Source organism: Kiloniella laminariae (assembly GCF_027214005.1).
In the GTDB taxonomy this organism is placed as follows: Bacteria; Pseudomonadota; Alphaproteobacteria; order Kiloniellales; family Kiloniellaceae; genus Kiloniella; species Kiloniella laminariae_A.
On the sequence record NZ_JAPWGY010000001.1, the window covers coordinates 417,110 to 430,881 of the forward strand.

Annotated in this window: 10 protein-coding genes; 4 read left to right on the plus strand and 6 right to left on the minus strand. The window is 50.9% G+C overall.

Translation table 11 applies throughout. The features are described from left to right. Positions 1-18 precede the first annotated feature (18 nt). From O4H49_RS01875 to O4H49_RS01885, 3 genes are read left to right on the plus strand one after another with little or no spacing between them, the layout of a single operon-like run. Positions 19-2,784 (plus strand): aminotransferase class I/II-fold pyridoxal phosphate-dependent enzyme, encoded by a 2,766-nt coding sequence (locus tag O4H49_RS01875; RefSeq protein WP_269421708.1) that lies wholly within the window; start codon positions 19-21, stop codon positions 2,782-2,784. A 41-nt stretch (positions 2,785-2,825) separates the two neighbouring features. Then, entirely contained in the window at positions 2,826-4,346 is a 1,521-nt protein-coding gene (locus O4H49_RS01880) for a biotin carboxylase (protein ID WP_269421709.1), read from the plus strand. Positions 4,347-4,379: 33 nt separating this feature from the next. Next, complete coding sequence (locus O4H49_RS01885) at positions 4,380-5,366, plus strand: C45 family autoproteolytic acyltransferase/hydolase (protein ID WP_269421710.1); 987 nt, start codon at positions 4,380-4,382, stop codon at positions 5,364-5,366. Between the two features lie 82 nt (positions 5,367-5,448). Here the strand turns inward: O4H49_RS01885 and O4H49_RS01890 are convergent, their stop codons facing one another. The 6 genes from O4H49_RS01890 to O4H49_RS01915 form a co-directional block, all read right to left on the minus strand. Continuing rightward, a complete protein-coding gene (locus O4H49_RS01890; protein WP_269421711.1) occupies positions 5,449-7,146 on the minus strand; it encodes a methyl-accepting chemotaxis protein in 1,698 nt (565 codons plus the stop codon). A gap of 186 nt (positions 7,147-7,332) precedes the next feature. Continuing rightward, positions 7,333-8,226 (minus strand): DMT family transporter, encoded by an 894-nt coding sequence (locus O4H49_RS01895; RefSeq protein WP_269421712.1) that lies wholly within the window; start codon positions 8,224-8,226, stop codon positions 7,333-7,335. Between the two features lie 131 nt (positions 8,227-8,357). Further along, on the minus strand, positions 8,358-9,071 hold the full coding sequence (locus O4H49_RS01900) for a hypothetical protein (RefSeq protein ID WP_269421713.1): 714 nt from the start codon (positions 9,069-9,071) through the stop codon (positions 8,358-8,360). 155 nt (positions 9,072-9,226) lie between these two features. Further along, positions 9,227-9,841 (minus strand): LysE family translocator, encoded by a 615-nt coding sequence (locus O4H49_RS01905; protein ID WP_269421714.1) that lies wholly within the window; start codon positions 9,839-9,841, stop codon positions 9,227-9,229. Positions 9,842-10,049: 208 nt separating this feature from the next. Next, complete coding sequence (locus O4H49_RS01910) at positions 10,050-11,108, minus strand: polyprenyl synthetase family protein (protein ID WP_269421715.1); 1,059 nt, start codon at positions 11,106-11,108, stop codon at positions 10,050-10,052. Between the two features lie 258 nt (positions 11,109-11,366). Next, positions 11,367-12,140, minus strand: coding sequence for a glutathione S-transferase family protein (locus O4H49_RS01915; protein WP_269421716.1), 774 nt, complete (start codon positions 12,138-12,140; stop codon positions 11,367-11,369). Between the two features lie 117 nt (positions 12,141-12,257). On the opposite strand from O4H49_RS01915, the gene O4H49_RS01920 reads away from it, so the two are divergent. Further along, entirely contained in the window at positions 12,258-13,190 is a 933-nt protein-coding gene (locus O4H49_RS01920; RefSeq protein ID WP_269421717.1) for a LysR family transcriptional regulator, read from the plus strand. Positions 13,191-13,772 lie beyond the last annotated feature (582 nt).

Here is a 13,772-nt window from a genome sequence, read left to right on the forward strand (position 1 = left end):
AGCAGGGAAGAGGGACAAATGGCGAAAGCTAAAAAGATTTATAACCAGCAATCACTCAGTCATTATTACAACGCTTCACAATTTCGCATTGATACCTGGAACAAATTAAAAAGCACGACCCGCCAGATTGCCAATGGCGGTACGAACAGGGAAAAAAATATTGAAAAAGTCCGGGAGCTGCTCGCCTATCTGGCTCCTGTAGAAATCTACTGGGCCTTCCCGGGATCCCAGGTTTTCCAACAATTGGTTCGCGACGAACAGCTTGAAGAATTTGATCTTCTGGCCAACAAGGTTTCCCGGATAGCTTCTGCCCTGCTCAGCGGGGAATACCGTAGAAAGCATATCGTTCTTGATGGGGCAGCCGAGACCGAAGCCGAGCGGGATTCCGGTATTGAATCAACGCCCTATACCAGTTTTGATCGCGCCCGAAGACGCCCGTATTTTGAAGTGCTGATCGTTGATGATCTGACGCCTGCTCAGGCTGAATCACAACGTGCAGCCCTGACCGGAATGCGCCGGGATGAAGACCGCTGCACCTATGCGCCGATTTTTGTCCCGAGCCTGGATGATGCCCTGATCGCGGTTTCATTTAACCACAGCATTCAGTCGGTGGTGATCCGTTTTAATTTTGATCTTCATTCTGAAAATGGTTTGCCAGTCCTGAGCAAGTACCTCAGGGACACCAAACTTGACGGCATTGAAGATGTTGATTCCAGCGAATATGGAATCATTCTTGCCGATGCAATTTCTCGAATCAGGCCAGAGGTTGATCTGTTTCTGGTAACCGATCAGTCGGTCGAAGACGTGGCGGGCCGGGTCGGGAAAACCTGTCGTCGGGTGTTCTATAACAGCGAAGATTTCTTTGAGCTGCATCTGAATATCGTACGGGGTGTGGAAGATCGCTATAAGACACCGTTCTTTACAGCACTGAAGACCTATTCTTCCAAGCCAACGGGTGTGTTTCATGCCCTGCCGATTTCCCGTGGAAAATCCATTATCAAATCCCACTGGATTCAGGATATGGGAGAGTTCTATGGCATAAACATCTTCCTGGCCGAAACCTCTTCTACCTCGGGCGGCCTTGATTCCCTGCTCGAGCCAAGCGGGCCGATCAAAGAAGCCCAGGATCTTGCTTCCAGGGCTTTTGGATCCAAGCAGACTTTCTTTGCCACCAACGGCACCTCGACCTGTAACAAGATTGTAGTTCAGGCGCTGGTCCGCCCCGATGATATTGTGCTGGTTGATCGCGACTGCCACAAATCCCATCACTATGGCATGGTGTTGGCCGGAGCCAATGTAGTCTATCTGGATTCCTATCCGCTCAGCGAATATTCCATGTACGGGGCGGTGCCGCTCAAGGTGATCAAGGAAAGCCTTCTGAAACTGCGCAGTGAAGGTAAACTTGACCGGGTCAAGATGCTGCTTTTGACCAACTGTACTTTTGACGGGGTTATCTACAACGTCCAGCGGGTGATGGAAGAATGCCTGGCGATCAAGCCCGATCTGGTTTTCCTCTGGGATGAGGCCTGGTTTGGTTTTGCCCGTTTCGGCCCGACCTATCGCCAGCGTACCGCGATGTTCTCGGCGGCGCACCTGCGCGAGAGATACAAATCGGAAAGCTATCGCGAAGAGTACACACGCTATCAGGATGAAACAGCGGACCTTGATCCGGACGATCATGAGGCCTGGCTCAGCCGCCGGCTTTACCCTGATCCTGATCAGGTGCGGATCCGCGCCTATGCGACCCAGTCTACACATAAAACGCTGACCTCTCTTCGTCAGGGGTCCATGATTCATGTGCATGATCAGGATTTCAAATCCAAGGTCGAGGAGTCTTTTCACGAAGCCTATATGACCCATACATCGACCTCGCCGAACTACCAGATCCTTGCGTCGCTGGATGTGGGGCGCAGACAGGTCGAGCTGGAAGGCTTTGAACTGGTGCAAAAGCAGGTCGAGATGGCGATGGTTTTGCGCCAGACAGTGATGACCCATCCGCAGCTTCGCAAATTTTTCCGGATACTGACCGTTGGCGATATGGTGCCGTCAGAGTTCCGCGAGTCCGGTATCCAGAGTTATTACGATCTGGAGCAGGGCTGGAATGATATCTGGAATGCCTGGGAAATTGACGAGTTCTGTCTTGATGCAACGCGTATCACACTCTATGTCGGCCAGACCGGGATGGACGGGGATACCTTCAAGAACAAGGTCCTGATGGACAAATATGGTATCCAGGTCAACAAGACATCGCGTAATTCGGTGCTGTTTATGACCAACATCGGGACCACGCGAAGTTCTGTTGCCTATCTGATCGAGGTTCTGGTCAAGATCGCCAACGATCTGGAGCAGGAAATCGAGGACATGAGCCCGGCAGAACGCCGTATCCATGACCTGAAGGTCAAATCGGTTGTTGAAGACCTGCCTCCGCTGCCTGATTTCTCGCGTTTTCACGATGCTTTCCGGCCCAGCGGTGATCAGCCGGGAGATGAAGGGGATTCCCGTACGGCCTTTTTCCTCTCCTATGATGCAAATAACTGTGAATACATGGGTCTCAATGACCGCTCGCTTGATGATGCCATGGAGGCGGGGCGGGATGTGGTTTCTGCTTCCTTTATCATCCCCTATCCACCGGGCTTTCCGATCCTGGTGCCGGGGCAGGTGGCAAGTATGGAAATCATCGAGTTCCTGCGCAATCTTGATGTGAAGGAAATCCACGGATACCGGCCCGAACTGGGGCTGCGGGTCTTTACCGAAGAGGCAATCCAACGCCAGATGAAACGTTAAGCCAATACCGAAATACAACGCTATAAACAGGGAGGCTATTTATGAATAATAAAGCCGTAAAAAAAGTTGTGAAAAAAGCAGTGGTTTCAGGGAAAAGCTCTACAGCGAAAAAAACAGCTAAAACGCTGAATAACATGTCGGAAATCCGGCGCTTTTTTCATCGGAACGAACAGCCGATTTTCTTTGTCTCAGCAACCAATTTCAATCTTCTGGGGATTGATGAGTGGTGCCGAAATTTCAAATACATCAGCTATATAGATTGTTTTGACGGACGCCATCCGAACGTGTTCGTGCCAAGCGAGGCGGAACATCCCGAGTTTGAGTCCATTGAGGATATCAACGTCTATCTGCTGGAGCACAAGGAAGTCATTGACCTGATCAAGTCTTCCAAGAAAAAGCCCAAAGTCGTTTTCCTGATGTTTGACAAACGGATAGAGAAGATCTGTAAGGAACTGGGCATTGATGTCTGGTTCCCCAAAGCGGCCCTGCGCGAGAAGATTGATCACAAGATCGAAACCGTGCGCATTGGCAATGCTGCGGGTGTTCCTTCTGTGCCCAACGTTCTGAGCGTGGTAAAAAGCTGGAAGCACCTGCAGGAGGTGGCCAAGCCCATTGGAACCGATCTGGTCTTGCAGTCGGCTTTTGGTGATTCCGGCCATACGACGTTCTTTATCAAGAGCGAAAAAGACTTCAAACGCTACGAGCAGAAAATCGTCGGGCAGGGCGAAATCAAGATCATGAAACGGATCAACAACCGGGGATCTGCGATTGAAGCCTGTGCGACCAAAGCTGGAACTGTTGTGGGGCCGCTGATGACCGAGCTGGTCGGCTTCAAACAGCTGACGCCTTATCGCGGCGGTTGGTGTGGTAACGAGATTTTCCCAGGCTCTTTTGACGAGAAAATTCTTGAAAAAGCCCGTCGTTACACCGAGAATTTCGGGAATCAGCTGGTCAAGGAAGGCTACCGCGGCTATTTCGAACTCGACTTCCTGATCGACACGGACGATGGCGAAGTTTATCTGGGCGAATGTAATCCAAGGGTTACCGGAGCCAGTTCCATGACCAACCATGCTGCTTTTGCTCATGCGGATGCGCCGTTGTTCCTTTTCCATCTACTGGAATTTTCGAACGTACCATTCAAGCTGGACGTCGATGAACTGAACGCGCGTTGGGCGGACAGCGAGAACATTGACGACTGGTGCCAGATGGTGATCAAGCACACAGATGACAATGTGGATATTCTGACCGAGGCACCGGAAAGCGGTATCTGGCGTTTACTCCCTGATGGAACGGTGGAATATGACCGCTTTGATTACCACCGCCGTGCTGTAAACAGTGAGAATGAAGCCTTCTTCCTGCGTATATTGATGCCGGGTGATTATCGTTATGAAGGGGCGGATCTGGGAATTCTTGTGACCAGGGGCAGGGCCATGAACAAGGCTTTCCAGCTCAATGCGAGATCAAAGCAGTGGATCGACGGGATAAAGTCAAAGTTCAAGGCTGTACCTTTGCCCACGGCAGAAGCCTTGCCGGTTTCTGATCCCGCTTTCAAGATCATGTAAGGTCGGGCGAATTCTGGCAGAAGTGTAGGCAAGATGGATCTTGTTTTTGAAAAGCTCTATGAGACCAAAGCTGGTCCGGCCTGGAAGGATCTGTTTGATCGTTTGTGGCCGGCCTATGAAAAATGGTTTCTAAGCGAGGGCATTTCAGCAAGGCAAACCTATCTTGCCGGCCTTCGGGCGATGAAACGCTATATGCCTGAACTGGTGCCGACTTACGAGCATCTTTGTGAACTGGCGGGCGGTGGAGATCTTGCCGCCCGTTTCCTCAGCTTCTATCGTCCCCCGCTTTATCTTTCCGGCTGTTCCCAGGCGGTTTGGCTGGGGGATGAACCCATGCTGGTGCGTAACTATGATTATGCACCAGAACTCTGTGACGGGGTTTTGCTCGACAGCGCCTGGAATGGTCGGCGGGTGATGGCGATTTCTGACGGCATGTGGGGTGTTGTCGACGGTATTAATGATGCTGGACTGGCAATTTCTCTGACCTTTGGCGGGCGGCGGGTCGTTGGGAACGGTTTTGGTGTGCCGCTGATCCTGCGCTATATCCTGGAATTTTGTGACACGACAAAAGAGGCCATTGCCGTTCTGCGTCGTATTCCCTGTCACATGGCCTATAACGTGACCTGTGTGGATCGTTCCGGGGCTTATGTCACGGTATATCTCTCGCCGGATCGGGACGTACTGGTCAAGGATACCCGGGTCGCGACAAACCATCAGGAGCATGTGGAATGGCACCTGCACGCACGTGTAACCGCGACGGTCGAACGTGAACGGTTTTTGTTGCAGCGACTGACCATGCATGATGAACCGGCTGATAAATTTATCAGTGCCTTTCTCAAGCCCCCCCTTTATTCGACGAATTTCTCCCGCGGGTTTGGCACGCTCTATACCTCGGTCTACTGGCCTTTACGGGGTATTGTGGATATCCACTGGCCGGGTGCGGTCTGGTCGCACAGCTTTGCAGAGCCAACGATTGAAAAGCGCCAGATCCGCTATCCCGACCATGTACCGCTTTACTGACAGATAAAACCAACGATCAGAAACGAGCAGGCCCCGGAAAATTCCGGGGCCTGCTCGTTTCAAAAACACGGGAAAGATAAAATCAGGCAATCCTGACTTTACTGAGGAAGGCTTCAACTTCCTTGCCGAGCTTGTCGGCATGGTCGGTCATCTCCAGGATCATTCCTTCGACAGCCTGTGCAGCAGAGCTGGTATTCTCTGCAGTGCTGCGGACACGATCGACGGTGTCTGTAACCTGTCCTGTGCTGTAAGAGGCTTCCTGCACATTTTGGGCAATATCATGCGTCGCCTGATTCTGACGCGAGACGGATTCAGAAATGGTACCGGCAATTTCGTCGATCCGGGTGATGATATCCTGGATCCCCTTGATCGCCCCAACGGCTGTCCCGGTGGCACTTTGCATCGAGGTGATCTGTTCCGAGATCTCTTCGGTTGCCTTGGCCGTCTGGGTCGCCAGGGATTTCACCTCCGAAGCCACAACGGCAAAGCCCTTGCCCGCTTCTCCGGCGCGGGCGGCCTCAATCGTGGCGTTGAGTGCCAAAAGGTTGGTCTGTTCGGCGATGTCGGAAATCAGGCCGACCACATCACCGATTTTGCGGGCTGCTTCTGAAAGACCCTCGACTTCCTTGTTGGTCTTTTCAATCTGGATCACAGCATCGCTGGCAACGGATGATGATTCCCGGACCCGCTGATCAATTTCCTCGATAGAAGAGGTCAGAAGCTGGGAAGCATTGGTAACCGCATTAACACTTCGCGAGGCGGTGTGGGAAATCTCGACGATGGCACGGGCTTCTTCACTGGTCGCAACGGCTACCGCCGCCATTTCCTGGGCTCCGGCGCTGGATTGAACCGCACTATCGGCAACTTTTTGGGTCAGGGCACCCACAGACTGCTCAAAGTTGAGGGCAAGGTCGCTCAGCATTTTCTGCTTCTCGTCTTGTGCCCGTCGCTGCTGTTCTTCCTGTTCACTCTGCATGCGCTGCCGTTCTGCGGCATTGCGATGGAAAACTTCCATGGCCTCGGCCATATCCTTGATTTCATCGTTGAAACTTGGCTGCGGGATTTCTGTATCGGTTTTCCCGGTGGCCAGATCCATCATCGCGTTGGTCATCCGCCCAAGAGGGCTTGTGATACTGCGGGTGACGGCAATGGAAATGACAATGGTTGTAATCAAGGCAACGGCAATAATGGCGATCAGAAACTGGATGCGCTCAAGCAAAGCTGCATCGAAATCGTCCATATAAACACCAGTACCAATAATCCAGCCCCAGTTTTTGGTGCTCTGCACGTAGGAGAGCTTTTCAACGGGCTCTTCCTGTCCTGGTTTGGGCCAGAGATAATCAACATAACCACCCCCCGAGGCCTTAACTACTTCGATGAAGGCGGGGAAGATCAGCTTGCCGTTTGGATCGGCCAGCGTACTCAGATCCTTGCCATCGAGAGCAGGCTTGACAGCATGCATAATCATTACAGAGTTAATATCATTCACCCAGAGATAATCGCCATCGCCATAGCGGATACCATTAATTGCCTGTAGCGCATTTTTTTGGGCATCTGCTTCAGACAGTTCGCCATTTTGAGCCCGGGCATGATAGCTGTCGGCAATACCAACCGCAGATTCAATGATATGTTTGAGTTCCAGCTGTTTCTGGTTAAGCAGATCATTCCTGAGATTGTTGATGGAGAAACCGCCAACAATCAGGAGACCCAACGAAGAAACGATGATCAGGGCGATCAGGCGATGCCCGATGCGAAAGCCCGCTTTTTTTATAAGTTGCATTCTTCTTCCCGGTTTTTATGTGAAGCCAGGATTACGAAGATAAGTCATAAAGATTAAAATATCTTTTTCATCGAAAAATATTGTAACTATTGCCAAAGTACCTGTTCAGTACTGGCGGGTGAATTGTCGATATTTATCTTAAGATACTGTTTTTAATGTTGAATGGCAGAGTTTTGTGGACCGTAACTAACCAATGAAAATGAGGCCGGTGCCACCGACTACCAGGACAGCGCCGATCCAGGCCCCTGCCGCCGGACGTTCTTTGGTCCGGAACCACATCATTGGTAACATCAGCACTGGCGTCGTCGCCGAGAGTGTTGCAACCACCCCGACATCACCCTGGGCCAGAGCGTAGAGGATCAGGGTCATTCCGACACACATGCCAAGAAAACCAGAGATGATCACAAGGCCAAGGGTTTCGCGATCCAGAGGGTTCTTCATCTTGAAGGCCTGAATACGGGTCGAGGCAAGGATGGTCAGGCCGAGTGCGGTGATACCAACGCGTAGCGCGGCAACGGCTACAGGGTCAGCACCTGCCGCCATAACGGGCTTTGCGACAAGGGAACCAATAGACTGGCCCAATGCCGCGAGCAGACCCATTGCGACACCGATGATCAAGGGGCCTTTTATTTCCTCCCACTTGTGGAGCTGGGCACGCCGTTTGCCGTAAACGATCGCCAGAACAACACCGGCAATAACCAGCAAGGTTCCAGCAAGAGCAGAGGGCGAGAGCACTTCATCAAGAAATATCCAGCCCAGAAGAGTGCTCATGGGGGCGTTGGTGGAAAAGAGGATTGCTGTTCTGCGGGGGCCAAGACGATTAAGGGTTGCAAAGAGCGCGGTATCCCCCAACAGGATGCCGATCAATCCGGATACCAGTACCTCGGCCAGCTGGTCTGGACGTATACTGTCCCAGCCGCCAAATATCGTGACATAGGCCGCCAGCATGACAAAAACCAGCTGCATGCGGATACGGTTAAAACCGATTGTACCAAGGCGTTCTGCCGGTGTGGTTGATACCATTCCCCCGATTGCCCATACGGCGGCTGCAGAGAGGGCTGCAATTTCAACAAGAAACATCTGCTCACCATGTCAGGAATTTTGGTAATTATCGTGCCCGGACTCTACCTCGTCTAATATTTCTGGCAAGCGGATAAAATTTATCTTCCAGCATTAGATTTTGTAATCCAGGGCTGTGGTATTCAGTTAAACTAGCTTTTGTTGCCATTTCGTGTGGAAGTACTGTCTTCTGCAGCGGGCGCATTTTTCGGATCCCAGATCCGCCACAGAGATATGGCTCCCCACAGCAGGGGGAGTGGAGCAAGCAGGGAATGCCAATGATTTTCCATCAGATTATTGATCAGGGCAAAGAAAATCAGGGCAGTAGTTGTCACCATAATGGTTTTGCTCAACCGGGATGGCGGTCCGATCAGGCGCTTGCGCTTTTGCTGAGTCTCAGAAAGAACATTTCCAGCTGGTGGGGCTTTGGCCCAGTCTGGTTCAATACCGACAGCTGTTGAGTGATGGCTATCCGGATGTGCCTTGTCTGACAGCCCTGTGTTTTCTGACCCGGCGGAATGAAGATGCTCTTCCTCAAGAATTTCCGCATCAATGATTTTGGTCCGGTACTGGTTTTCTGGGGATTTCTGGGCTGACCCGGCCTGGCGCGAAGGATATTTCCAGTTTTTGTCGAGCAGTTTGTCGAGCCATTGGCTGAACAGGTCGGCAAGAACAGCTGCTATGCGGACAGAAAGCCAGACTACAAGACCGATCGCCAGCATGATCCCGCCAAATTTGATGATTTCGAAACCAGCGGGAAATCGCTGATTTTTCAAAATAACAATAGCGATGAAGATCAGGGGAACGACAATGGCAAGACTGATGCTCAAACGGCTTACAGCTTGAGATGTCCGGATTATTTTCATGAAGCCATACCTGTTAGTCCCAGTGAGAAGAGCTTAATCGAACAGGATTGACAGAGGGTTAACGTTCGTTAACCCTCAACAGACTTGGTCCAGAATGCTTGTGTACAGCCCGTGCCTTGTCAATTGGCCTTGTCAATCGGACTTGTCTTTGGGATTTATTGTTCGCTGAAGGCGAGCTTAAGACCAAAACCGGCAAAAGCGGCGGCTGTTGTGCGGCGGAACCAGCGCATGAAAATATCGCTGCCCAACACTGCCTTGCGCAAGGCAGAGGCGCAAACCCCATAGATGCTGAAGACAACAAAAGTCATGGCCATAAAACTTCCCCCAAGCAGCAAGGTCTCTGCCGCCCAGGTCGGAGATGCCGGATCAACAAACTGGGGTAAAAAAGCAAGAAAGAAGATCGAAAGCTTGGGGTTAAGAACATTGATCAGGATACCGCTTTTGACGATGCTGATCTTGTTGACTGGCAGATTGTCGGTGTTGTCTATTTTCAGGGGGCCCCTGGATTTCAAGGCCTGATAGGCAAGATAAAGCAAATAGATCACGCCAAAAATCTTGATACCCTGAAACAGGATGGCGCTGGTATGAAGTATGGCAGCCAGACCAAAAATTGCAGCAATGACGTGGGGGGCAATGCTCAGGGTACAGCCGAATGCGGCAAAGGTGCTGGAAACCCGTCCGGCCACAAGACCAGTGGCAATGGTATAGACCGCTCCGGTCCCGGGGATCAGAATGATGACAAGTGAAGTCAGGAGAAATTCAATACTCATGGCTGGCCTTCAGGAGGATAGAGTATAAGGCAGGGACCAGCCTTCTCTCCCTGTCAGGAGTTATCCAGCTGCGTGTTGTATGTGACGCTTTCTTTCTATCGGAAAGTGCAGGAAGCCTAGTGTAGCCTGAGAGGAAACACAAGAGGCCAGCCTCTGTTCCAGGGGTTGGGGTGTTATTGCCAATATCAGCAGATGACAAGAAGCCGGATTAAAATTCGCGCGAGATAGAAAACTCGACAGCTTTGACCAGGGCATTTTTTTCCGGGCTGTCAGGGAAAATGGCAAGAGCATCAATGGCCTTTTGCACATATTCACGGGCCAGAGACATACTGTCTTCAAGCGCATTGTGTTTGTGCATCAGGGCAATCGCGTGGTCCAGATCCCTGTCGCTCTGGTCAAGCTCCTCGATCACGCGTTTCCAGAAAGCGAGTTCTTCGGCGTTATTCCCGGCCGTGGCTTTTTCGTAAGCCAGTATGATCGGCAGGGTCATTTTTCCTTCGCGGAAATCATCGCCGACAGTCTTGCCCAATGCAGCCTGTTTGGCAGAGTAGTCAAGAATATCGTCAACCAGCTGGAAGGCGATGCCGAGATACTGTCCATAGGCTTCCAGCGCATCGGCTTCGTTCTGCGGGCGGTCAGCAACCACTGCACCGAGCTGGCAGGAGGCAGCAAAAAGTACGGCGGTTTTGCCACTTATGACCTTCAGATAGGCATCGCGGTCTGTTTCCAGGTCATTGCTGGTCATCAACTGCTGGACTTCACCTTCGGCGATCACGGCAGAAGCATCAGAGAGAATGCGGATGACTTCCAGCGAGCTGTCGCGGGACATCAACTGAAAGGCGCGACTGAAGAGGAAGTCACCAACCAGAACCGATGGCTTGTTTCCAAAAAGAGCATTGGCCGTATCGCGACCACGACGCAGATCACTTTCATCAACCACATCATCATGCAGCAGGGTCGCGGTGTGAATAAATTCGATACAGGCGGCGAGGCCGAGGTGACGATCACCTTTGTAACCGCAAAGTCTGGACGAAGCGAGGGTGAGAAGCGGGCGCAGGCGTTTGCCACCAGCCGCAATAAGGTGCCCGGCTAATTGAGGTATCAAAACGACGTCTGATTGCATGTGTTTCATGATCAGGGCATTGACGGCCTTGAGATCATCTGACACGAGATCAAGCAGAACATCCATGCCGTTTTGGGCCTGGCTGTTCTTTGACGGAGTTGCACTCTGATCAGCTTTTACATCCGCAGCGATGGCCACGTTCATCCCCTAATATCTGCTACCGGCACAGGGCCGGACCCGTGGTTTCCGTGACCCAGAATTGATCAAAGATCACGCAAGTTCGTTCTTATAGGAAGCGGGGAAGCGAGTAAACCGGATAACAGCTTTTTTATTGGAGAAACCGGGTATCTGAAAGGCTTTTTGCGCGGGTGCTGTTTCGGAGCGGGGGATTTTCCATTGGTGGAAAAGCCCCCGGCGATGAAAGAGGGCAGCAGAGGCTTTGGGGTTCCTCTTTGAGGATTACTACTCAGGTTTTTCAACAAGAAGCTGGTCAGGGATCTGGATTGAAAGGCTGGAGTTCTTACGTTTGAGGAATGCGAGCAGCAGATCAGGATAATCTGGCCTAACAGCTGATTTGACGGAGGAGCGCAAACTCAAAGCCGTTCGATAATTCCTGACTTTAGGGGTGTTCTGGAAAAAATCAAAATCATAGAACATTTCAAAGACATCAAAGTATCTGAAGACTGGGGCGAAAGCGGCATCCACCAGACGAAAATGGTTGTCGGAAAAATAGCTGTGTTCCGTCAGGTTTTGCTCTAGCCACCTAAATTTTTCCGTTAACAGCTGAGCTTGCTCTTCCAGTTTTTGAGGGGTTGGGGCGCTATAGAAACCTGCAATTGCCGCAAGGATAGAAGACGCAAACTCGATCCAGGAGCGATGGCGTGCCTTGTGAAAAGGATCAGAAGGATGCAGGGAGGAACCCGAAGTTTCATCAAGATATTCACAGATCACCGAGGATTCAAACAGAACGCCTGTGGCAGTCCGGAGCAAGGGAACCTTGCCAAGGGGCGATATTTTCCTGAACCAGTCCGGCTTGTTTGACAAGTCTATATAGGTACGTTTGTGCGGTATGCCTTTTTCGGTCAGCAGGATAATTGCTCTTTGAACATAGGGGCAGAGGTTAAAGCTGACCAGTTCCAGCTCGTTATCACGCTGAACACGGGTATCGGCTCTGGCGCTCGCTTGTTCAGTTGTGGAGCCAGGATGCGCAGGGGGATTGGGGAGAGAAGCTGTCATGGTCGTCTTCCTTAAAGCGGGCGGGGTGCCCCGTCATTAGACTTGTTGATTGCCTCTCACTGATTTAATTTGTTCATATGTGTGTATCAATTATCCATTATTGGAGTTTTTCTTTGCATGAATGAACAGGGTGAGTATTGGCGTGACCTGCGTACGGTGCTGGCAGTTGCTGAAGAGGGATCTCTTTCCGCGGCAGCGCGAAATCTTGGTATCAGTCATGCAACAGTGTTTCGTCATATAAACCAGATAGAAGAAAAACTGGTGGTCAAATTGTTTGAACGGGGCAGGGAGGGCTACAGTCTGACCGCCGCGGGAGAAAGGCTTGCTGCCCTGGCGGGCCGCTTTGACCAAGATCTGATCGGTCTGGAGCGCCAGATACAGGGACAAGAGATTGAGCCGGCAGGGCTGGTGCGGATCACGACAACAGACACTCTGCTGATCAATTTCCTTTCGCCTATGCTAGTCGCGTTGCAACAGCGCTTTCCCGAGATTGAGCTGGAAATCGACTGTTCAAACGAGATCGTCAATCTGAACCGCCGTGATGCTGATATTGCCCTGCGTCCGAGCAAGGAAGCCGGAGATAATATGATCGGGCGTCGGCTTTCGGATATTGCCATGGCAATCTATTGTCACAAGAGTTATGCGCAACAACATTTTCAAGGGCACATTCTTAGCGACCTGAAAGAGATCCCGCTGGCAATCTTGCAACAACAGATCTGGGTCGGACCTGGTGAGAAGCTGTTTTATCTGCCCCTTGCCAGGTGGTTGCGTGAACAAGGATTTCAGCCTTCTGTACGCAGCCGCCACAACAGCCTTTTGGCGGTCGCCGACGCAGTTCGGGCTGGCGCTGGTCTGGCTGTCCTGCCTTGTTTTATGGCTGATGAGGACGACAACCTGCTCCGAATTGCCAGGCCTTTGCCAGAACTGACCGGGGAACTCTGGCTGTTGACCCATCCTGATCTGCGTAATGTCGGGCGTATCCGGGCCTGCATGGATTTTCTGGCAGAAGAGGTGACCTCGCGGCGATCACTTTTGGAAGGGCGGCGATAAGAGTGACGTTTTAAATATAAAAGCTTTAATTATGATTGATCTGATTGTGATTTTTAATATCGCTATGGATTTTTAAGTAGCAAGGTTTTGTGATTGCGACGGGGATCACAGATACGCAATTGGATCTCGTCTCTCTTCTTCGGGCCACTTCGGGCCTCTTCGGGGGCGGACTGATCTTGCGTGACCAGATTATCTTTTTCTTGCGATGCCTGAATTCTGTTTTGAAAATTGTATATTATAACCAAAGATTGTAACTCCTTAAGATGTTATTTTCCCTCGGTAAATAACATTAAGCTGTATTTGATTTTTCAAAAAAACATCAAAACTAATTGAATTAGGTAGCGGTATTCGAATTTTTCCTATAGATAATACATGCGATTTTTCAATGAATTATCGTTTCAGTGTCGCAAATTGATCTTTTGATGCGTCAAAGAATACTTGCCAGGGAAGCCAGTTTTTTTGATGAAATATAGAGTTATTCTCAATTGCGGTCATAGATAAAAATTATAATTTCGAAAGCAGATTTCTGGTTTGTTAATTCGAAAATAAAACGCAGTGGTTGAATGTAAAAAGCTGACACTG

Excerpts from the sequence above, each read along its gene's own strand:
- O4H49_RS01920 (WP_269421717.1), top strand. The coding sequence starts at position 12,258 with ATGAATGAACAGGGTGAGTATTGGCGTGACCTGCGTACGGTGCTGGCA.
- O4H49_RS01875 (WP_269421708.1), top strand. The coding sequence starts at position 19 with ATGGCGAAAGCTAAAAAGATTTATAACCAGCAATCACTCAGTCATTAT.
- O4H49_RS01895 (WP_269421712.1), bottom strand. The coding sequence starts at position 8,226 with ATGTTTCTTGTTGAAATTGCAGCCCTCTCTGCAGCCGCCGTATGGGCA.
- O4H49_RS01910 (WP_269421715.1), bottom strand. The coding sequence starts at position 11,108 with ATGAACGTGGCCATCGCTGCGGATGTAAAAGCTGATCAGAGTGCAACT.
- O4H49_RS01885 (WP_269421710.1), top strand. The coding sequence starts at position 4,380 with ATGGATCTTGTTTTTGAAAAGCTCTATGAGACCAAAGCTGGTCCGGCC.
- O4H49_RS01890 (WP_269421711.1), bottom strand. The coding sequence starts at position 7,146 with ATGCAACTTATAAAAAAAGCGGGCTTTCGCATCGGGCATCGCCTGATC.
- O4H49_RS01905 (WP_269421714.1), bottom strand. The coding sequence starts at position 9,841 with ATGAGTATTGAATTTCTCCTGACTTCACTTGTCATCATTCTGATCCCC.
- O4H49_RS01880 (WP_269421709.1), top strand. The coding sequence starts at position 2,826 with ATGAATAATAAAGCCGTAAAAAAAGTTGTGAAAAAAGCAGTGGTTTCA.
- O4H49_RS01900 (WP_269421713.1), bottom strand. The coding sequence starts at position 9,071 with ATGAAAATAATCCGGACATCTCAAGCTGTAAGCCGTTTGAGCATCAGT.
- O4H49_RS01915 (WP_269421716.1), bottom strand. The coding sequence starts at position 12,140 with ATGACAGCTTCTCTCCCCAATCCCCCTGCGCATCCTGGCTCCACAACT.